This window comes from Akkermansia sp. KLE1798 (assembly GCF_001580195.1).
Classification (GTDB): Bacteria; Verrucomicrobiota; Verrucomicrobiia; order Verrucomicrobiales; family Akkermansiaceae; genus Akkermansia; species Akkermansia biwaensis.
Genome location: NZ_KQ971086.1, coordinates 21,903 through 42,112 on the forward strand (window position 1 = coordinate 21,903; position 20,210 = coordinate 42,112).

Below are 20,210 nucleotides of genomic sequence, written 5' to 3' on the forward strand. Positions count from 1 at the left end.
GTTCAGGCACCCGTTGTTTTCCATTCTTCCTCCCCTTCCCGGACGGCCTCCTTTCCCGGCCGGAAACCCGGAGCGGCAGGCCTGCCGATTCCCGGCACCACCCCGGTGCACGCAGCGCGGCATGTCCCGCACGGACTCAACAAAAAGATATTCCGCATGCTCTATTGCCGTTAACAGACATCATTTTCCCCAACATGAACATTTCAATCAAACGCATTTACGACCCGCAGGAGGCGGAAGACGGAGACCGCGTTCTGGTGGACCGGATCTGGCCCCGAGGCATTTCCAAGGAGAAGGCTTCCTGGAACGAATGGGTGAAAGAAGCCGCCCCTTCCACGGAATTGCGCCGATGGTTCGCCCATGATCCGGCCAAATGGGACAGTTTCCGGAAAAAGTATTTTGAAGAACTGGACCGGAACAAGGAGGCTGTTTCACATCTCCGCCAACTGGCCCGCAAAGGGAAGGTGACGCTCCTGTACGCAGCAAGGGATACGGAGCATAACGAAGCCGGAGCCCTGAAGGATTACCTTTTACAGCATGCTTCCTCATGAAGGCACGCTTATTGTTATGGCAGGCATGAATCGCAGGCCTGTACGCTGTATGCACCAGCCTATGGAAGGACGGCTTTCTTCTCTCGTTTATCAACAGGTGAAGAAAATGGAAAGGAGGTGAATATCAATGGCAACAAGTTCCCATATGGGAGACGATCACAGGAGCAGCTCTAAAAAGCGTTCCGGGTCCACTACCCACAAGACCGGGCAGCACGTCAAGCGTGATGCTTCAACAGGGCAGTTTATGAGCGACAAGCGAAGCTCCAGCTCCAAGGAAAGTCACAAGGAAAAACATTAATCCTGGTGTACTTACTGCCTGATTCAGGTTCCGGATGAACTCCGGAACCTTTTTTCCGTCCCGCCGTATCCCGGATGAAGCGGAAAAGCTTCCGCCGTCAGTTCAGGCCCAGTTTTTCAAAGGCCAGAATTCCCAGGGCTTCAGGAGCGTTCCGGTCCCCGCGGACAACGACGGCGAAGGGTTCTTCCCTTCCCGGCACGTAGTACGCCGCGCGCAGAACCAGTGCATCCCCTTCCAGGCAGGCGTGCACGCCCACGGGGGTGGAGCAGCTGGCGCCCAGGCGCACCAGGAAGGTGCGTTCCGCCACGCCGCAGACGCAGGTTTCCGCATCGTTGATCCCGGCCAGCAGTTCCTTCGTTTTCCGGTCGGAAACACGGCATTCCATGCCGACGATTCCCTGCCCCACGGCGGGAATGAAGGCTTCTACGGGCAGAGGGCGCATGTAGAGTTTTCTGCCCTGCACCACCGTTTCCGGCGCGTAGAGGCCGAGGCGTTCCAGCCCGGCTTTTGCCAGGATCACGGCATCCCATTCCGGATGCTCCACAAGCTTTTCAAGACGGGTGGGGACATTGCCCCGCAGGTCTTCAAACCGGAGCTGCCTTCCCCAGTACGTGCGCGCCATGAGGCGGCGGCGGACGCTTCCGGTGGCAAGAGTTCCGCGGCCGTTCCAGTCCGGCTCCTTCGTGATGAGCACGTCTTCCGCCGCAGCGCGGGGAAGAACCGCAGGCAGGCGGAATTCCGGGGCAAGCTCGCTCGGCACGTCCTTGAGGCTGTGGACAGCCACGTCTATGCGGCCTTCCAGCAGGGCCGTTTCCAGTTCCTTGATGAAGATTCCCTTGTCCACGATGCCGGAGACCCTGGCCACATCCGCCAGCGGCACGTCCGTACGGCGGTCTCCGGTGGTGCGGATGATTTCCCGGCGTATGTCCAGCCCCGGATGGAGCGCGGACAGGGCGGCGCGGACCATGTCCGCCTGGGCCAGGGCCAGGGCGCTTCCGCGGGTGCCGATGATGAGGGTGTTTTTACTGGTCATAGAGAGCGGTGTCCGGAAAGTATTTGGAGATGCCGTCCCGGATGATGGTTTCACACCGGGAGATTTCCAGCTCCCGGCTGAGCTTGGCTTCATCCGCAAGCTGGGTCAGGGTGTCGATGTCGTAAAGGTACACTTCGTCAATGTCCGCCACGTCCGGGGAGATGTTGCGCGGTACGGAGATGTCGATGAGGAACAGGGAGCGGTATTTGCGGGACGCCCGCAGGGGCAGGAGCGTCTCCCGCGTGATGATGCAGTGGGGGGCGGCCGTGGCGGCCACCACCACGTCAATGTCCCTGAGGTATTCCCCCCAGACATCATACCGGATGGCCTGGCCGCCGATCATTCCGGCGAGTTCCACGGCGCGGTCAAAGGAGCGGTTAGCTACGTAAATTCCCTCCGCGCCGCGGGCACGCAGGGCGCGGCCGGTGACGCGGCTCATATCGCCCGCCCCCAGGATCAGAACGCGGGTGCCTCCCAGGTCTCCGAAGATTTGTTCCGCCAGTTCCACGGCTACGGAGCCCACGGATGTGGCTCCCGCATGAATCTGGCTGTCCGTCCTGACCCGCTTGCCTATGGTGAATGCTTTCTGAAAGGTTTTATTGGCGCAGGCGGCGGTCACGCCGGCATCCAGCGCCGTTTGGTAGGCGGTTTTCACCTGGCCGAAGATTTCCGTTTCCCCCAGCACCATGGAGTCCAGCCCACTGAGCACGCGGCACAGGTGCTCCAGGGCGGACGCCCCCTGGTGGCAGTAGAAATGGGAGGCCATGTCCACCTTGCCGCGGCCGTCCCCCAGGAAGTGGGACAGGATGTGCTCCCTGGCGTTTTCCGGGTTGTCCGACCAGTAGTAGATTTCCATGCGGTTGCAGGTGGAGAGCACCACGCACTGTTCCACGCCCGGCAGTTCCCGGATGCTTTTTCCCGCATTCTGGAGCCTGTGGGACGGCACGGAGAACCGCTCCCTTATTTCCACGGGGGCGGTCCGGTGATTCAAGCCTAGACAAACCATTCTCATCTGCTCACCAGAAAAATACTCATGGACGCCAGGAAGAGGACCACGCAGCAATAGGCCAGCGCCCTGCCCGGCATGCCGCGACGATAGATGAGCCACAACAGAACGGAGTAACCCAGCGTCAGTAAAATGACAATAACGGTTTTTGCCGTATGGATGGGCAAATTCCCCTGCCAGCCGAGCCATTCCCCTGCCAGAAGCAGGACGAAGGCTACCAGCAGGAGGCGTTTCATGCTGGTTTCCAGCGTGCGGATGGGCGGCAGAAGACGGCAGGTGCCGGGGATCTGCCTTCTTTTCAAGCAGGCGTCCTGCATGCAGAAGGCCACACCCGCGGCGGCGGCCAGTCCTCCCGCTCCGTAAGACATCATGGCCACCCCTACATGGGCGGTCACCCAGAAGTCATGCACGCCCTGCACATCCGGACCGAACAGGCCGATCAGCAGGGAGAGGGCCGTCAGCACGGCAATGGCGGGCGCCGTGAAGATGCCCAGGACGGACATGCGGTACGCGCGGCCCAGAAGGAGGTAGAACAGGTTGATGGTCCAGGAAAGAAAGAAGATGACTTCCGACGCTCCCCGGATGGGGCACATTCCCGTCTGGTACGCCTTGACGCAGAGTGCCCCCGTTTGCAGGGCCAGCAGGCACGCCATCCACAGGTGGGCGTACATGAATCTGCGCCCGGAGGCAAGCAGGCGCCAGCCCAGTCCCGTGAATGCAAGGGAGAGGACGAGGGATGCCAGAGCCCACCAGTTGTCGTTCATATCCGTTAAGAAGAGAGCTCAGGAACGCAGATCCCGTTCAATCACGGCATAAGCCTGGTGGTTGTGGATGGATTCAAAGTTTTCCGCTTCCACCCGGTACCAGCTGAATGCGGAGAGGCTCTGCGTTTTCAGCGCCACGTTGCGTACCAAGTCTTCCACAAAGACGGGGTTTTCGTATGCCTTTTCCGTCACCCACTTTTCATCCGGCCTCTTGAGCACGCTGAACAGGGAGCAACTGGCGCATGATTCCACCAGGTCAATCAGGTCTTCAATCCAGACGGGGCGGGAGGCAAAGCGCACGGAGTAGGTCACGATGCCGCGCTGGTTGTGGGCGCCGTAGCTACTCATGGCCTTGGAACAGGGGCAGAGGGTCGTTACGGGCACCACGACGGTGAGCTTGAAGTCCGCCAGCCTGTCGCCCGCCTCCGCTTCCATTTCAAAACGGACGACATAGTCCATCAGGCCTTCCCTCCCGGTGACGGGAGCCGCCTTGGCCCGGAAGAAGGGGAATTCCATTTCCACATGGGAACGGCTGGCGGAAAGCCGCCCGAGCAGTTCACGGGGGATAGAGAGCGCGGTATGCACGTCCAGGAGGGGGCCGTGCTGGTGCAGGGCTTCCACAAAACGGCTCATGTGCGTTCCCTTGAATTCTTCCGGCAGATCCACGGCCAGGGAGACCGTCGCCACGGTGGATTGAATCCGGTTGAGCTTGTCCTGTATCTGGATGGGGAAGCGCAAGCCCTTGACGCCTACGCGGTCAATGGAGATGTTGCGGGTGTCCGCCTCCGACTGGGTATCTTTCAGTTCCTGCATACGGAAAGGGATGGTGGCTGGAAATGAAACGGGAGTTTGCCCGGTACTGGACAAACTCCCGCCTGTAAAGACAATTTCTTACCGAAAGAGGTTTCCCCTGGGCTTGTTACGGCAGAAGGTTGATCGCGCGGGCCCGCTTGATTTCACGGGTGATCTTGCGGTGCATCTTGGCGGACAGCCCGGTCACGCGGCGGGGAAGGATTTTGCCGGTTTCAGAGGTGAACTTGGACAGGAAATCAGGGTTGAGCAGATTGACCTGGTCCATCGGGATGTCGAGACGGCGGCGCGGCATCTGGCGATTGCACGTGCGGAAACGAATACGACGTTCTACAGTCTTGGGTTCAGTGGACATAATAATAAGAGATAGATAACTAAGCCGGCAGGTTAGCGCATTTCACGATGAAGCGTGCGGCGCTTCAGGAAAGGGTTGTACTTGACCTTTTCCAGACGGCCGGGAGTACGCAGGCTCTTCTTGTTACGCGTGGTGACGTAGCGGGACGTGGGCTTTCCTTCGGCTTTGGCCTCTGTGCATTCGAGGATGATGATGTCTCTAGGCATGATGAAAATGTGTTACGGGGGAGGATTTATACACTATTCTTCATCATCGTCAAGAGAAACAGATAAATCTACATCATTTTGTCCTCCCGCAAAGCCGAGGGCCACCCTGGGGCGGAACCGGGCGTTCTGCCCTTTTTCCTTTTCCCACTGCGCCTGGCATTCCACGGTAAGCCGGGCGAACGGAATGGCTTCCAGCCGGGGGATGGGGATGACCTTGTATGACATTTCACAAATGCCGTACGTACCGTTGTCGATGCGGGCCAGGGCCTGCTCGATTTCATACAGGCCGTCCTGCTCCTTGGAAAGGAGGCTGAGGGCGAAGTCGCGGTCATAGGCGTCGCTTCCGGCGTCGGCCTGATGCTCTCCGGAACCGGAGGCTTCACTGCCTTCCGGATGGTTGCGGAGGGTGTCCCGCGCCACGCCGTTCATGCTGTCCAGTGATTTGTCGCGCAGGTCCAGCAGGTGCTGGCGCTGCATCTTGACAAAATGTTCCCATTCGGGGTTGGCCGCCAGTTCCGCCTTGGCGGCGGCAATGGCTTCCGTCTGTTCATCCGTAAATTCATTCCGGGCAGGGGCGGGAGCGGGGGCTGCCTTTTTGGCGGGAGCCTTTTTCACAGCCTTTTTAGGGGGGGATGCCGCAACGGCGGCGGGAGCGGCGGTCTTGGCGCTCTTTTCCAGGTCGGCATCCTTTTTCTTCCTGCAGCACTTTTTCTTGGGAGCCGCAGCTTCCTTGGAGGCAGTCTTGCTATCGGTTTTCTTGGGAGTAGGCATATGAAGTGTATCTATGGGCTGAGGTTGATGATGTTTGACGAATAGAGGGCTGCACCGCCCAACTGACTAGACTATGAGACACTACATGCCCGCAAATGTTCATTCAAGAAAATTCAGCTATGAAGCAAGTCATTCTTTTCCCCTGCCGGGAAGGCTGGATTCTTCCATTTTTTAACGGGCGAGTACTTGTTTTAACCTTTTCATCGCGCCGCTCAATTTCTATATTGCTATTATATGACAGCTTCAACCATTCCCTCCATCGGCATCGACTTCGGGGGCACCTCCATCAAGCTGGGCGTCGTCCGGGGAACGGAAGTGATCGCCCACGCGCCTTCCATCGCCACCCAGGAGTACGGCAACCCCGACCAGCTGATTGAAGCCATAGCCCAGTTTGTGAACATGCTGCGCCTGAACCACCCGGAAGTGCAAGCCATCGGCATGGGGATGCCCGGATTCGTCAATTTTTATCAAGGCACCGTTTATACGCTCACCAACGTTCCCGGCTGGAACAACGTTCCGGTCAGGGAGATGCTCCAGGCCGCCTGCGGACTGCCGGTTTACGTGGAGAACGACGCCAATTGCATGGCGTATGCGGAATGGAAACTGGGCGCGGGAAAAGGGATGAGGCACCTTGTCTGCCTGACGCTGGGGACCGGGGTTGGAAGCGGGCTGATCGTGAACGGGGACCTGCTGCGCGGAGCCACCTGTTCAGCCGGGGAGCTGGGCCAGACCAGCATCGACTACCGCGGCAGGCTGGGCCATTACGGCAACCGCGGCTCCCTGGAAGATTACGTAGGCAACCGGGAGATTGCGGCGGACGCCAGAACCCTGTATGCCAGCCACGGCATTGACAAGGCCATTGTGGACTGCAACCCCATCGCCCTGGAGCGTGCGGCGCTGGCCGGGGACGAAGTGGCCGCCCAGGTATGGAGGGATTTGGCCGTGAAACTTTCCTGCGCCCTGATGAATTGCTGTTATCTCCTGAATCCGGAGGCGATCATCATCGGCGGAGGGGTAGCCAAAGCCAAAACACTGCTGTTCGAGCCGCTCCAGGAGATCATGAGAACGCAGCTTGCCGCCCCGCTAGCGGAGAGCCTGACGATCCTTCCCGCCCAGTTCGGCACGGAAGCCGGCATTCTGGGGTCCGCCCATCTGGCTCTCAATACCCACTTCGGCGAAACATTCCGGGTCTGATCACGTGTCCTCCCAGATACTCAAACTTGCCGGCAAGCTGGGACTTTCCCCGGACCAGGAAAAGGATTTTCTGGAGGCCATGCAGGCGGGGAACCGCTCCCGCAGCGCCCTGGTCATCACCCCGAAGGCTCCGGAAGATTACGTTCCGCCCGTTCCGGCCGATGCCGTTCCCCGGTCCTGGAGCCATCCCCGCGTTATTGTTCTGCCGGAGGGGGAGGCGGAGGCCAAACCCGGTTCCCTGCCGGATTACGGGCAGGGATTTTATTACCCTCTGGACCTTTCCTCCGTCTGGGAAACCGCTCCCCTGGCGCATTTGCCTTTCCGTCCGGAGCGCTGCCTGGACATGTGCGCCTCACCGGGTGGGAAAAGCATTCTGGCACAGGCACGGGTTGCTCCGCGGGAACACATCGCCAACGAGGTGCACCCCCGCCGGCTGGGCATCCTGCGGCACAACCTACTGCGCTGCGGATTCCTGAACCTGTACACGCAGCGGCTGCGCCCGGACCAGTGGGCGGAACAGGCTCCGGGCTGTTTTGACCTCATCCTTGCGGACGCCCCGTGCAGCGGACAGTCCCTGCTCGCCAAGGGCATTCCCAATCCCGGATGTTTCCACGCAGCCGCCACCGGAGGGAATGCCAAGCGCCAGAGGGGCATCCTGCTGGCCGCCCTGCAATGCCTGGCTCCCGGCGGGTTCCTGCTGTACACCACCTGTACCTACGCCCCGGAGGAGAATGAACGCAACGTGCTGTACCTGCTGAAGAGGCATCCGGAACTGGAGACCGTTCCCGTGCCGGAATTGGAGCCTTTCCATTCCGGCCTGACGGAGGAAGCCTGCTATCGCCTCATGCCTTTCCACGGCGCCGGGGCCGGAGGCTTCACCTGCCTGCTGCACAAGAAAGGGGAAAAGCCCCCCCTGCCCCCCCTGGCGGACGAGTTGCTCGCGTGGCCCATCCATGCCATGAATTCCCAAATATCATGAAGATAGGAATATTCTCCGACATACACGACCGTACGAACCATCTGGAGCAGGCCATGAGCCGGATGCACCGGCTGGGTTGCGGCCATTTCATTTTCCTGGGGGACTGCACCACTCCGGAGAGCTTCCGACGCCTGCTTGAGCTGACGCAGGGGCTTCCTCTGGACGCCGTACCGGGCAACAACGATTACGACCTTCTGGCCATGCACCAGATGGCAGCCGCATCCCCGGCGGCGCGGTTGCATCCCGAACATGCCGTCATCACCCGGTACGGCATGAAGCTTTCCCTTTCCCACTATCCCAGGTACGCCTGGCAGGAAGTGCGCAAGGGGCATGTGGACGCCGCCCTTTACGGACACACCCACCAGGCCCTGCAGGAAATGGCCGGAAATTGCCTGATCGCCAATCCAGGAGAATTGCAGGGCAGAACCGGCCGCCTGGGATTCGGCATCCTGGATACGGATTCCCGCACCATGAATCTTCATACGCTGGATTTCAAGACGCCATGACCTGCCTGAACGTTTGCTGCGCCCTGATCACGCTGCCCTCCGCGCACGGCCCCCTGCTCCTGGCCGCTAAAAAGGCATGCGGACAATCAAACGGGCTGCTGTACGAATTCCCCGGCGGAAAACTGGAAGCCGGAGAAGACGCCCGCGATGCCATTGTGAGGGAAATACGGGAAGAACTCGGCTGCGCCATCCGCCCGCTGCATCCGCTGGCTCCCGTCCTGCACCGGGAGAAAGACCGGACCATACGCCTTATCCCGTTTCTGTGCGAACTGGAGGAAAGCCGCCTGCCCATTCCCCTGGAACACGAAAGCCTGGGATTCTTTTCCAGCCGTTCCCTCCCTTCCCTGCCCTGGGCGCCGGCGGACCTCTCCATTTTGAAGGAATGGCTAGACCGGAACGCCCGGTGACGCTCCGGCATCGGACACCGTTTCCGTGCCGTTTTCTCCGCAGGCCCGGCCTTTCCGCTACCCTGTTCAGGTTCAATTCCTCCTCCGCATGTACGGGTTCATTCATCCGGCCCATGTCTGAAAAAGGAACCAAAAACATCTTGGATAATCAACCCGCATGGGGTATACAGGGAATTGGCTACTGCACTCGTCATCACCCGGCAAAGTGGCCCGAACCGATATTACAGCATAATGGGGGCAGCCCCGGCGCAGGGCTGACTATGTCCTATACGGAAAAGTCAAAACAGCGACGGAAGTCCCCGCTCTATTGAGACACGGGAACGTGGCTCATTGCCGGAGACGGTGCAGTGGTGTCTTTTTTAAAAATGGCGCAAAACCGCCGGACAGGAGGCGTTTAAAAGAATTCCGCCCCATACCGGCCCATCACGGAAAGCATGTTGGAAATGCTTTTCAAGTGCGCACTCATTCCCCTTCACGCCCTCAACTGCCTGAATCCCGTTTCTCACGAAGAAAAGGATTAAAGAGAAGGGTATTTCCATTCTCCAAACATGGGGGCAGCCGTTTCTCGTCCAATGCCAAGCTCACTGAACGGCTGGGGACGCTTCTTCCCTTCTTCGGGAATGTCTAACAAATTTTCCGCCGGGGCCGGCTTTTCCAGAGAAATGGTCGCCCGCTTTCCGGTGGCACATTGTTCCTTCACGGGTATTTCATTGTTCCCGTTTTAAAAGAGGCTATTTCTAGGCCGTTGATTACCTCAAAGATAAAACGTCTGGAACTCTCTCCATTGAATTGAAATGGCCCACAGTCATCCGGTTCCCTCCCCACAGAATTTCATGCAAGCACGGCGCTTCTACTCCCCGGCATGGGGAGCCAAAGGCGGCCGGCAGCGCATCACTTATGTATCATGGCAGGGATGGAAAAAGATGAAGGAGCTCATTCACAGAGAGTTAACCGGAAATTCAACAATGGACTCTCGCCCGGAATGCCGTCTCTGACCACATCAAAGACTCCCTGAATAACCAATGATATTTTCTCAATCATGAATTCCACCTGTTCTCAAAAACCAGAAGTCGCCGGTCTCTGGATCGGGGAAACCCTGCCACCCCTGGCGGAATTATGCATCCGTTCCTACCTGAACCACGGTATTCCGTTCCGGTTGTTCACTTACCGGAATTATGAAAACATTCCCGAAGGGACCATGGTGCAGAATGCCTCGGAGGTCATTCCCGAAGAACTGGTTTTCCGGCACGACAACGGCAGTCTTGCCCCGTTTGCAGACTGGTTCCGCAATACGTGGCTTGAGAGAAAGGGAGGGTTTTGGTCAGACCTGGACGTCGCCTGTCTTTCCCCGAACCTGCCGGAACAGCTTCCATGGTTTGCGGAGCAGGAACCCGGGCTGATTGCGGTGGGAGTGATCGGTTTTCCTCCCCACCACCCCGTCATGGAATGCCTGAGGGAGGTCTCGGAAGATCCAGCCGCTCCCATGCCCTGGGATACTCCCGGCGAGCTGGAAGCCAAGCGTCAATTCAAAATTGATTTCCCGGATCCGGCCCTCCGCCGTAAACACGCCGTGTGGGGGAATGCGGGACCGGAAGGTTTTACGCAGACCCTAGCCTACTTCCAATTGCTCAGCATGGCCGATTCAAGTTTAAGCATTTATCCTCTGCATTACACGGTCTGGAGGAATTGCTACAACGGAGCCGTCAAGCTCGATAGCCCCGCTCTGCGGAATTCCTGGGCCATCCATTTGTGGGGCGAGCTACTCCGGCGCGAACCTGACACGCTGGAAAACGTCCACAAGGAAAGCATTGTGGGGCAATTGCTGGATTTGCACATGCCACGGCCCTCCGTTCCACCCTCATCCGGAAACAAAAACAAGGTATCCATTCTCGTGGGCATCTGTACTTGCGCTAACGCGGAGAAAAAGAGGGAGATCATCCGGAAGACATGGATGGCACAGAGTGTTCCCGGAATCGAATGCCGGTTCTTTCTCGGGAGAAGGGAGGCGGTGGACAGGGAAGAGGACGCCATCCCTCTCTGGGTGAATGACGATGACGACCATCGGCCGGAAAAAGTCCTGGCTTTTTTCCGGCATGCCCTTGAATATTATGATTTCGACTGGTTGTTCAAGTGCGATGACGATACCTATGTCGCTCTGGACCGTCTGGCGGACCTGGCCGATGACCAATATGATCTGATTGGCGATTCGTCGTTGAAGGCAAAAGGGGCCCCCAGTGGAAGAGCGGGATATTTTCTTTCCAGAAGCATGGTGGAAAAAATCGTCGCCTATTCCGATATTCCACCTACCGGAGCGGAAAATCTTATTTTTGGCGAACTGGCCCAGCGGCTGGGAGCAAGGACGCTTGCCAGCGACCGCCTGAACATGAATACCACTCCGTATCCGATGAAGGACAACGATGTGGTCACCGCACACTGGTGCTCTCCCGAACATTTCCAAGGAACGGAAAATTTCCAGGATTTCTTCCCCGTCACGGTGTATGAAGGCAGGCATGCCTACTGGACGGATTCCCTGCTTTTTTACCGGGACGGCACTTTCCGGAGGGAAAAAACGGGTTGTTCAGGGCAATACATTGTCTATGGTTCAAAAAAATTGACCCTTAAATGGTCCCACTGGCCGGAAGAAAGCCTTGTTCGTGAGGGGGAAAGTTATTCGGGGTTATCTCTCACGTTGTCAAGAAAGCCGGGCCAGCCTGATTTGGCTGCCGGTTTATATCAGGGCCAGGAGTCCGGAAATCTGGATGAATCTTCTTCCGGGCTGTTTCTCATCCAGATGGGCTGCGGCGCCAACATACTTCCCGGCTGGATCAACCTGGATCTTCCCAAATACGACATTACGCGTCCCCTGCCCTGGGAGGACGAGTGCGTGGACGCCTATTTCCTGGAACACGTGATCGAACATGTTCTGCCGGCGGAAGCATATGGCTTTTTCATGGAGGCATGGCGCACCCTTAAACCGGGAGGAGTACTGCGGCTGGCTTTCCCGGATTTGCTCCGCATCGCCAAGCAGTCCACTCCCGAATATATCAGCTTCCTGCAGAAAAAGGAGTGGGGAGACGGTTCGCCGGGAAGCGCCGTCCGCAATATTATTGTGAACCACGGTCACAAGGCTGTCTGGACAATAGACACCATGGCCGCCGTTCTGGAATCCCTGGGGTATGAGATTTCCATCTGTTCCCCGGGCGAATCTTCGCATCCCCATTTGCAGGGCATAGAAACGCATGCCTCCCAGCTGGGGCATGCATTCAACGAGCTGGAAACATCCTGCGTGGAAGCGATGAAGCCTTTTCATTCCTAATAGACTGCCATCCTGTTATGAAATGCGTACTGCTCCAGGCTCCGGGAGAAATTCTCGAAGGAAGTGCCGAATTGAAAGAATTGGGATACCAGGCCGCCAGTTATCCTGTTTCCCAAAGAGTGGAAGAATTGCTGGATACGCGCTGCGATGAGTTTACGGATTTTCTCGGGATGCACGCGGAAGCTTGCGACAAACCCTACGTACGCTCGCTGCGTATCTCGTTTGCCTCCATGATTATGGATACTCAGTTCAACGAGGACGATCTCATCATCTTTGGAGAAAGTGACGCCGCCCCCGTCATCCCGGCGGAAAGGCTGCGGCCCGTTCTTGAGGAAATGGTCAAAAGCCATCCGGAAGTGGATGTTTTCCGTCTTTTCCACGAGCTCAGCAAGAGTCCGTCCAAGCCTCTTTCTCCGGAGGAAAGAATTGAGTTCGAACCTTACGCCACCTCCGGTCATACTGCCGGTACCGCCTACGTCTGGGGAACGCATGCCCTGATCATTCCCGTTTCAAAGAGGGAAAAGGTCGCCCGGATTTTTTATACCTGCCGCCTTCCCATTGATACGGCCCTGGAGGCTGCCAATGGAAACGGAGAGCTGTGCATCATGGTGGCAAGGCACAATTGCTTTTACCAAAAACCCAGAACCTGCCTTTTTGACAAATCAACCCTGTACAGCTGCAGGGACAGGAAAATGGCGCTCTGCCTGGCTTCCTACAAGCGGTTTGAAGATTTGCAGAGGCAGATTTACTGCATGATGCATCAGTCGTACCGGAATTTTCATCTGTTCGTCGCCGTTAAAGGGATGTCCAGCTTTATCTTCCAGTCCATTCTCATTCCCCAATTCCAGGAGTTCATTGACGAGGGGCGCCTTACTCTGAGATGGTTTCCCAACAAGAACCAGCTTTCCAATTTGGCGGACACCATACGCGGGCTGGACACAACGGATTATGAATTGTTCCTGAAAATAGATGACGACGATTTTTACGGACGGGATTATCTTCTTACCATTAACGAGTTTCATTCGGAAATCCCCCAGCACCATTGCAGTTACTTCAATGACTGGAACTGGGTGCATTACAAGTACGGCGGAATTTCCTCACTGCAAAAGGAATTTTACTATGTTTTCGGAGCATCCATGGTACTCACCCGTTCCGTGATGGAACGCCTCATGGCCTGTGAGGAACATCCCGAAATGATTCATCCCATCGTGCAACGGTGGTACCATATCCCCGGTCATGGAAATATCGGCTTCAGTGAGGATAATTTCATCCATAAGCTGATGCTTGAAAACGGGTACAGCAATATTGCGCCCTTTATCGCCAGGAAGAAGATCACCCATCATATCATCGTGCAGAAGGCCAATGCTTCCGTCACACGGGGATACTTGCTGGACGGAGAATTCAGGAAAGCCAACACGAACGTTTCCCATGATGCCGATGCTTTTGAGTATGTTCTCGATCTCCGGCATCCGCAGTGGAACGGCGCCTTCCGGGTGTTCGGAGCACGCGGCAACAGGGTGGACAATGACGATTCGGCGGAGGTTCTTTCCTTTTCTACGAAAAAAATCGTGGTGAAGTGGGACAAGTGGGGAGAAGAGAGCTTTGTCCGCCAGGATGACGGTTCCTACGAATTTCAGCAGACGGAGAAATAACGGGAATCGTAGCCATTCGGCAGGAAACATTTCATGGAATCCCAAATATATTCATGCCCTGGGGAACATGCCTCCAGTTGAATTTTCAAGCCGGTATTTTATTTTCCACAGTTCGCGGCAATCAAATCAATGCCGCTGCGGCCCATCGGAAGAATCCCATCACCCGTATATGCCTGCAACAGGGAAGCATCTCCATGAAACGGAAACGATCGAATGCGGCAGATTCATCCTTCCCCTGAACCGATTATATTTACAGGGGGAACGGAATATTCCCTTATTGCAATAGATGCGGCAGGAAGGCCCTTGACTTAACTGATGCCTCCGGCACGGGGAAGCTCAAGCGGCCTTTGGCTCGGAGCAGCTTCCCCGTTGTTCCTCACGGCTCCTGACAAGTGAAATGGTGAATTCCCTCCCCCTGCAGACTGTGGGCGGAAGCGGCCTTCCGTTCACTTCAGAATGAGCGCATGCGGGCATGGAGAATCATGGATTTCAGATGTTCCGCCGCACGGCGTTCCTGTTCCTCCGCCGTACGGATACGGCCAGGACGATGGAAAAAATGAAGCAGTGCGGACAACAAATCAATTAAATCATTCTTGTACATACGGATGGATTGTTATTTCCGGATCAAGCGATCCCTCATCATTGATTTAGCAAAAAACGTGCCAAATTTCAGAAAATGCCATAACATTTTTATTATGAATAATCGGTAGTATTCCAATCCAGAAATTCAACCTTTCCATTGATTTTCATTTTTGTAAGAAAGACTCCTTGCATTACAATAATGTAATATTATTAGTTAAAACACAATAACTGTTCATATTCGGAAGAGTATCCTTGACCCGCCCTGAAATCATGAGAGGATACCCTCCGTTACGAAAAAGTTTTAACATGCGTGCAACTTTTTCATTATTGCGAAGTATATTATAGTCGTGAAGGGATTCATCAAAATCATCATCGTCATTGCCGTCCTTGGAGGCGCCTGGTTCGCCTGGGAGCAATGGAAAGGGAACGAACCGCTCCAGGTGGATTATCAGACAGAGCCCCTCACGAGGGGAGATATGATGATTACCATTGATGCCACGGGCGTCACGGAACCGGACGAACTTGTGGACGTGGGCGCCCAGGTGAGCGGCATCATCATGGAATTCGGCAAGGATTTGAACGGCAAGGTGGTGGATTATTCCAGCCCGGTCAAGGCGGGCCAGATGCTGGCGGAAATTGACAAGCTGCCCGTACAGCTGGACGTGCAGAGGGCGGAAGCCTCCAAGGCCCAGGCCCAGGCCGGAATCGCCCGTGCCAGGGCGGACATCCAGCAGGCCAAAGCCAAGCACCACCAGGCCAAGCTGGACCGGGAACGTGCGGAAAAGCTGGGACCGGGGGACGCCTTGTCCAAGTCCAGCTACGACCAGTATATTGCAGATGAAGAGACCGCCCGCGCCAATGTGGCCGTGGCGGAAGCCTCCCTGCTGGAAGCGGAAGCCTCCCTCAAGCAGGCGGAAGCCACCCTGAAAAAGGAAATGCGGAACATGGAATACACCACTATTTCATCTCCCGTGGACGGGGTGGTGATCAAACGCCTAGTCAACATCGGCCAGACGGTGGTTTCCAGCATGAGCGCCTCCAGCCTGTTCTACATCGCCACGGACCTTTCCAAATTGAAAATATGGGCCGCCGTGAATGAAGCGGACATCGGAAGCATCAAGAAAGGCCAGGACGTGATATTCACCGTGGACGCCCATTCCGGCAGGAAGTTCAAGGGGACGGTGGACAAGATCCGGCTGGACGCCACGATGACGTCCAACGTGGTTACCTACATCGTGGATATTGACGTTCCCAACCCGGACAAGCTTCTCATTCCCTACCTGACGGCCAATGTGCAATTCATTGTCCAGGACATCAAGAATTCCCTGCTGGCTTCCAATGCGGCCCTCCGCTTCCGTCCGGATCCGGAACTGCTCACCGCCGAACAGAAAGCCGCTTTTGAAGAGATGCTGCCGGAACTGGCCGCTCCCGTCCAGAAGGGAGAGGAGAAAAAAGCCGTCATCTGGGAACTGAGGGACAATGTCCTTTACCCGCACCTCGTCACCAAGGGGGAAAGCAACGGCATGCTCACCCCAGTCCAGGGCAAGACGCTCCGGGAGGGCATGGAAATCGTATCCACGGCCCAGGTCTTGAACCGCTCCGGCAATTCCGGCGACGGAACATCCGCCTCTGCGGGCGGGGAAAACCCCTTCGCGCCCAAGATGCCGCCGCGCCGCAAGCCGAGCACGGGCAACACCAGCCAGGCTGGCGGACCGCCTCCGCGTCCCTGAGCCGAAGCCGCGCCATTGCCGCCTAACCATTCCTTTTACCGCTTCAAGCATTCAATAACGTGATCCGCTTACGTGACATAACCAAGGTGTACCACCTTGGAGAAATAGACCTCCCGGTGCTCAAGGGCATCACTCTGGACATCAAGGAAGGGGAGTTCGTCTCCCTGACCGGGGCATCCGGCTCCGGCAAGTCCACGCTGATGAATATTCTGGGCTGTCTGGACCGTCCCACTTCCGGCCATTATTACATAGCCGGGGAAGACGTAGCCAAATTCAACCCGGCGGAACGGGCCATTCTCCGGAACAAGCGCATCGGCTTCGTTTTCCAGAACTTCAACCTGCTTTCCCGCACCACGGCCCTGGAAAACGTCATGATGCCCGCCGTTTACGCCCACCCCGCGCTGAGCATGAAAGACATGCGGGAACGCGCCACGGAACTGCTGAACCTGGTGGGCCTGTCCGACCGCATGGACCACACCCCGGCCCAGCTTTCCGGCGGCCAGCAGCAGCGCGTGGCGATCGCCCGCTCCCTCATCAACAACCCCGGCATTCTGCTGGCGGACGAACCGACGGGCAACCTGGATTCCACCACCTCCAAGGAAGTGCTGCACATGTTCAAGGATCTCAACCGCCAGAAGGGCATCACGGTCATCCTGGTCACGCACGACCCGAAAATAGCCGCCTTTACGGACCGGGCCATCAATATGGAAGACGGCCTGATCTGCGAGGGGATTTCCGACAAGCTGAGTAAAGAAGACGTATGAAATTCCTTCCCCTCCTTAAGACCTGCATCAAGGCCCTGGTGCGCAATCCCATGCGCGCCGCGCTCACCATTCTGGGCATCATCATCGGCATTGCCGCGGTAATCGCCATGGTGGAAATCGGCCAGGGGTCCACGCTCCAGATCAAGAGCACCATCGCCTCCATGGGGGCGGACACGCTGAACATCCGCCCCGGAGCCATCTCCAAGAGCGGGGTCAACACCGGAGCCGGCGGCAGGGCCTCCCTGACCAACGCGGACTGCGAGGCCATCATGAAGGACTGCCCCATGGTGCTCCGCGCCACTCCCGTGGTGCGCGCCAGCGGCCAGGTGATTTACGGCAACAAGAACTGGAGCCCGGAAACCGTGGAAGGCGGTTCCGTGGAATACCTGAAAATCAAAAGCTGGTACGACATGGAGCGCGGCCAGCCCTTTTCCGACGAAGATGTGGAGCAGGCCAGGCGCGTCTGCGTCATCGGCCAGACGGTTGCCAAGGAACTGTTCGGGGATGAAGACCCACTGGGCAAGGACATCCGCATCAAGAACGTCATGTTCAAGGTGATCGGCATCCTGAAGAAAAAAGGGGCCAACATGATGGGCCGCGACCAGGACGACTCCATTATCCTGCCCTGGACGAGCATCCGCTACCGCCTGCAGGGTCTGGGGGGCGGCTCCGCATCCGCCTCTTCCGGCAAGTCCACGGCTACCTTCAACAGGGCGGACAAGTACACTTCCTCTTCCGTGGCTTACTATACGGAGACGACGGACCAGCCGTACACCGACTCCCCGCATCCGCGCCGCTTCAACAACATCGACTTCATCATGGCCCAGATTGCGGACCCGGAACGCTCTTCCGAAGCCATCGACCAGATCACGGAGGTCATCCGTGCCAAGCACAGCCTGAAAGACGGCCAGCTGGACGACTTCCGCGTGTGGGACATGGCTGAAATGTCCCGCGCCATGAGCAGCACCACGGAAGTAATGACCAACCTGCTGATGATCGTGGCCATGATCTCTCTGGTGGTGGGCGGCGTGGGCATCATGAACATCATGCTGGTCTCCGTCACGGAACGCACCAAGGAAATCGGCCTGCGCATGGCCGTGGGCGCCCGTCCGCAGGACATCATGCGCCAGTTCCTGCTGGAAGCCGTCCTGCTCTGCGTGATCGGGGGCGCCCTGGGCATCCTGCTCGGCAAGGCCATCTCCACCGTCGTCAGCCGGACCATGAACTGGGCTACGGCCTCCTCCCCGGAAGCCATGGTCCTGGCGGTAGGCGTTTCCGTACTTATCGGGCTGGTCTTCGGCTGGTATCCGTCCTGGAAAGCCTCCAAGATGGACCCCATCGACGCCCTTCGCCACGAATAACCATTCACCCCTTCCCTTTTTCATGTCACCCATGTTCAAATACATCCCACTCCTGACCGCATGCTGCCTGGCTTCCTGCATGGTGGGGCCGGACTTCCAGCGCCCGGCCAACGACCTGCCGGCCTCCTGGGCAGCGGCCAAGCCTCCCCACAGCACGGACCAAGACCTGCGTTCCTGGTGGCGCATTTTTGGCGATCCCCAGCTCAACCGCCTCGTCTCCACCTCCCTGAGCAACAATCCGGACATGAGGGTGGCCCTGCTCCGCATCCGGGAATCCAGGGAAAGGCTGCGCATCTCCCAGGCCTCCCTGCTTCCGTCCGCCGACATGAACGCCGGATGGGGCCTGTCCCCGGACCGGGGATTCAGGAGTTCCACTTCCCAAGACTTCTCCCTGGGGGCCTCCACCTCCTGGGAACTGGACCTTTTTGGCGGCAACCGCCGTTCCATTGAGGCGTCCCGCGCCTCCCTGATGTCCACGGAAGCTTCCGCCTGCGCCGTCCGCACCTCCCTGCTGGCGGACGTGGCTACGGCCTATTTCAACTGGATCACCGCCTGCGAACAGCTCCGCATCGCCCGGGAACAATTGGAAATCCAGCGCCGCACCCTCACCATTGCGGAAAAGCGCCACACAGCCGGATTTGCTCCGCAACTGGACGTGGAACAGGCTACCTCCAGCGTCGCCGCCACGGAAAGCCACATCCCCGCCCTGATTGCCCAGGTGGCCTCTGCAAAAAACCAGCTCTCCGTCCTGCTCGGCACTTACAACTCACGCATGGAACTGACCATGCCGAAAGCGGCCGTGTTTGAGAAAACGCCCGTGGTTCCGGTGGGCCTGCCTTCGGAACTGCTGCGCCGCAGGCCCGACGTCATCGCGGCGGAAGCGGACCTGCACACAGCCGTGGCCAACGTGGGCGTGGCCGTATCGGACCTGTACCCGCGCTTCAGCCTGACGGGGTCCGTATCCGGCCGCGGCACCGACTTCGCCCAGCTCTTCCGGGAAAACAACAACGCGTGGTCTTTGGGCGGCAACCTGGTGCAACCCCTGTTCCAGGGGGGAGCCCTGCGCGCCAACGTACGCGCCCAGCAGGCAGCGGCGGAACAGACGGCGGAAGCCTACCGCAAGACGTTGATCACTGCCGTCTCCGAGGTGGAAGAAGCGCTCATCGACTATGGCAACTACACCTCCCAGATGCCGTACTTGCAAAAGGAAAACGAAGCCAACAAGGAAGCGTTCAGGATTTCCATGGAATCCTACCAGGGCGGTGAAACAGAATTCCTTAACGTGATTACCGCGCAAAACTCCTGGCTCAGTTCGGAGGAATCCCTGGTCACCATGCGCCAGAACATCCGCAAATCCATTGTCCAGCTTGCCCGCGCCCTGGGCGGCGGATGGTAGGGAGAAACGCCTCAACGGCCAGCTTCCATCCAAAGAGTATGTTCTGGCATAAAGAAATCCGGCTGCAACAGAAAAAACGCAAATTCGTTATTAATAATTAATTATTAATATATTAGTTAAATACTATTTATCAAATCAAAGATTCAGGTAGGAGATTCCAAGAGATTCTTCTACCTGATTTTTTTAGAGATATGTGGTATCACACTGTGTAAAAATAAAGTTCTTTTTTCTGGAATCACGTGTTAGGCGTCTTTCATTGGAATGGCTGGTAGTTCTACATTGTCCGCAAATCACTTAACAATCCTGATTTACAAGACAATGAACAATACCGACAACACTCCGGAACCCCGCTATCCCTTCGTTCCCATGTTCGCCAATGGCCTCCCACAAGGCGACTTCTACGTCAACGGAATCACCGCTCCCGTTCTCATTCCTAAAAGCTCCGCCTCCAACGACACTCGCCATGAGTGGACCGGCTATCTCAAGATCATCAAGGAAGGAACCTATTTCCTTTCCCTGGCCGCCGATT

19 protein-coding genes are annotated in these 20,210 nt (G+C 57.3%); 12 read left to right on the top strand and 7 right to left on the bottom strand.

What is annotated here, in order from left to right; translation table 11 throughout:
* Nucleotides 1-194 precede the first annotated feature (194 nt).
* Nucleotides 195-551, top strand: coding sequence for a DUF488 domain-containing protein (locus HMPREF3039_RS08330; RefSeq protein ID WP_067573358.1), 357 nt, complete (start codon nucleotides 195-197; stop codon nucleotides 549-551).
* Nucleotides 552-946: 395 nt separating this feature from the next.
* Here the strand turns inward: HMPREF3039_RS08330 and hemC are convergent, their stop codons facing one another.
* The 7 genes from hemC to HMPREF3039_RS14505 form a co-directional block, all read right to left on the bottom strand.
* Complete coding sequence (hemC, locus tag HMPREF3039_RS08335; RefSeq protein WP_067573360.1) at nucleotides 947-1,882, bottom strand: hydroxymethylbilane synthase; 936 nt, start codon at nucleotides 1,880-1,882, stop codon at nucleotides 947-949.
* A complete protein-coding gene (hemA, locus tag HMPREF3039_RS08340; RefSeq protein WP_231863887.1) occupies nucleotides 1,872-2,873 on the bottom strand; it encodes a glutamyl-tRNA reductase in 1,002 nt (333 codons plus the stop codon). Before hemA ends, hemC begins: the two co-directional genes overlap by 11 nt.
* A 17-nt stretch (nucleotides 2,874-2,890) precedes the next feature.
* A complete protein-coding gene (ccsA, locus tag HMPREF3039_RS08345) occupies nucleotides 2,891-3,652 on the bottom strand; it encodes a cytochrome c biogenesis protein CcsA (protein ID WP_067573364.1) in 762 nt (253 codons plus the stop codon).
* Nucleotides 3,653-3,670: 18 nt separating this feature from the next.
* A complete protein-coding gene (gene folE2 / locus HMPREF3039_RS08350) occupies nucleotides 3,671-4,465 on the bottom strand; it encodes a GTP cyclohydrolase FolE2 (protein ID WP_067573366.1) in 795 nt (264 codons plus the stop codon).
* 106 nt (nucleotides 4,466-4,571) lie between these two features.
* Complete coding sequence (gene rpsR / locus HMPREF3039_RS08355; protein ID WP_192907213.1) at nucleotides 4,572-4,817, bottom strand: 30S ribosomal protein S18; 246 nt, start codon at nucleotides 4,815-4,817, stop codon at nucleotides 4,572-4,574.
* A 32-nt stretch (nucleotides 4,818-4,849) separates the two neighbouring features.
* Nucleotides 4,850-5,023, bottom strand: a complete 174-nt coding sequence (gene rpmG, locus HMPREF3039_RS08360; RefSeq protein ID WP_022396979.1) for a 50S ribosomal protein L33 — start codon at nucleotides 5,021-5,023, stop codon at nucleotides 4,850-4,852.
* Between the two features lie 33 nt (nucleotides 5,024-5,056).
* The gene (locus tag HMPREF3039_RS14505; RefSeq protein WP_067573371.1) at nucleotides 5,057-5,794 is read right to left on the bottom strand and encodes a TraR/DksA family transcriptional regulator; all 738 of its coding nucleotides are present in this window, start codon (nucleotides 5,792-5,794) and stop codon (nucleotides 5,057-5,059) included.
* Nucleotides 5,795-6,028: 234 nt separating this feature from the next.
* Here HMPREF3039_RS14505 and HMPREF3039_RS08370 point away from each other — a divergent pair, with 234 nt between their 5' ends.
* The 11 genes from HMPREF3039_RS08370 to HMPREF3039_RS14165 all read left to right on the top strand — a co-directional run.
* Complete coding sequence (locus HMPREF3039_RS08370; protein ID WP_067573373.1) at nucleotides 6,029-6,988, top strand: ROK family protein; 960 nt, start codon at nucleotides 6,029-6,031, stop codon at nucleotides 6,986-6,988.
* 4 nt (nucleotides 6,989-6,992) lie between these two features.
* Complete coding sequence (locus HMPREF3039_RS08375; protein WP_067573375.1) at nucleotides 6,993-7,967, top strand: RsmB/NOP family class I SAM-dependent RNA methyltransferase; 975 nt, start codon at nucleotides 6,993-6,995, stop codon at nucleotides 7,965-7,967.
* Nucleotides 7,964-8,473 carry a metallophosphoesterase family protein gene (locus HMPREF3039_RS08380; RefSeq protein WP_067573377.1) on the top strand — a complete coding sequence of 170 codons (510 nt, stop codon included), beginning with the start codon at nucleotides 7,964-7,966 and terminating at the stop codon, nucleotides 8,471-8,473. The genes HMPREF3039_RS08375 and HMPREF3039_RS08380 overlap by 4 nt, the downstream gene beginning before the upstream one ends.
* Nucleotides 8,470-8,880, top strand: coding sequence for a (deoxy)nucleoside triphosphate pyrophosphohydrolase (locus tag HMPREF3039_RS08385; RefSeq protein WP_067573379.1), 411 nt, complete (start codon nucleotides 8,470-8,472; stop codon nucleotides 8,878-8,880). Before HMPREF3039_RS08380 ends, HMPREF3039_RS08385 begins: the two co-directional genes overlap by 4 nt.
* A 1,039-nt stretch (nucleotides 8,881-9,919) precedes the next feature.
* On the top strand, nucleotides 9,920-12,196 hold the full coding sequence (locus HMPREF3039_RS08395; RefSeq protein ID WP_067573383.1) for a methyltransferase domain-containing protein: 2,277 nt from the start codon (nucleotides 9,920-9,922) through the stop codon (nucleotides 12,194-12,196).
* A 17-nt stretch (nucleotides 12,197-12,213) separates the two neighbouring features.
* Nucleotides 12,214-13,848 carry a hypothetical protein gene (locus HMPREF3039_RS08400; protein WP_067573385.1) on the top strand — a complete coding sequence of 545 codons (1,635 nt, stop codon included), beginning with the start codon at nucleotides 12,214-12,216 and terminating at the stop codon, nucleotides 13,846-13,848.
* Nucleotides 13,849-14,777: 929 nt separating this feature from the next.
* Complete coding sequence (locus tag HMPREF3039_RS08405) at nucleotides 14,778-16,160, top strand: efflux RND transporter periplasmic adaptor subunit (protein WP_067952071.1); 1,383 nt, start codon at nucleotides 14,778-14,780, stop codon at nucleotides 16,158-16,160.
* Between the two features lie 59 nt (nucleotides 16,161-16,219).
* Nucleotides 16,220-16,924 (top strand): ABC transporter ATP-binding protein, encoded by a 705-nt coding sequence (locus HMPREF3039_RS08410; protein ID WP_067573389.1) that lies wholly within the window; start codon nucleotides 16,220-16,222, stop codon nucleotides 16,922-16,924.
* Nucleotides 16,921-18,285, top strand: a complete 1,365-nt coding sequence (locus HMPREF3039_RS08415) for an ABC transporter permease (RefSeq protein ID WP_067573391.1) — start codon at nucleotides 16,921-16,923, stop codon at nucleotides 18,283-18,285. The genes HMPREF3039_RS08410 and HMPREF3039_RS08415 overlap by 4 nt, the downstream gene beginning before the upstream one ends.
* 31 nt (nucleotides 18,286-18,316) lie before the next feature.
* Entirely contained in the window at nucleotides 18,317-19,681 is a 1,365-nt protein-coding gene (locus HMPREF3039_RS08420; protein WP_067573393.1) for an efflux transporter outer membrane subunit, read from the top strand.
* Nucleotides 19,682-19,999: 318 nt separating this feature from the next.
* The coding region (locus tag HMPREF3039_RS14165; protein WP_197457893.1) for a hypothetical protein at nucleotides 20,000-20,210 on the top strand (211 nt) is incomplete at its 3' end.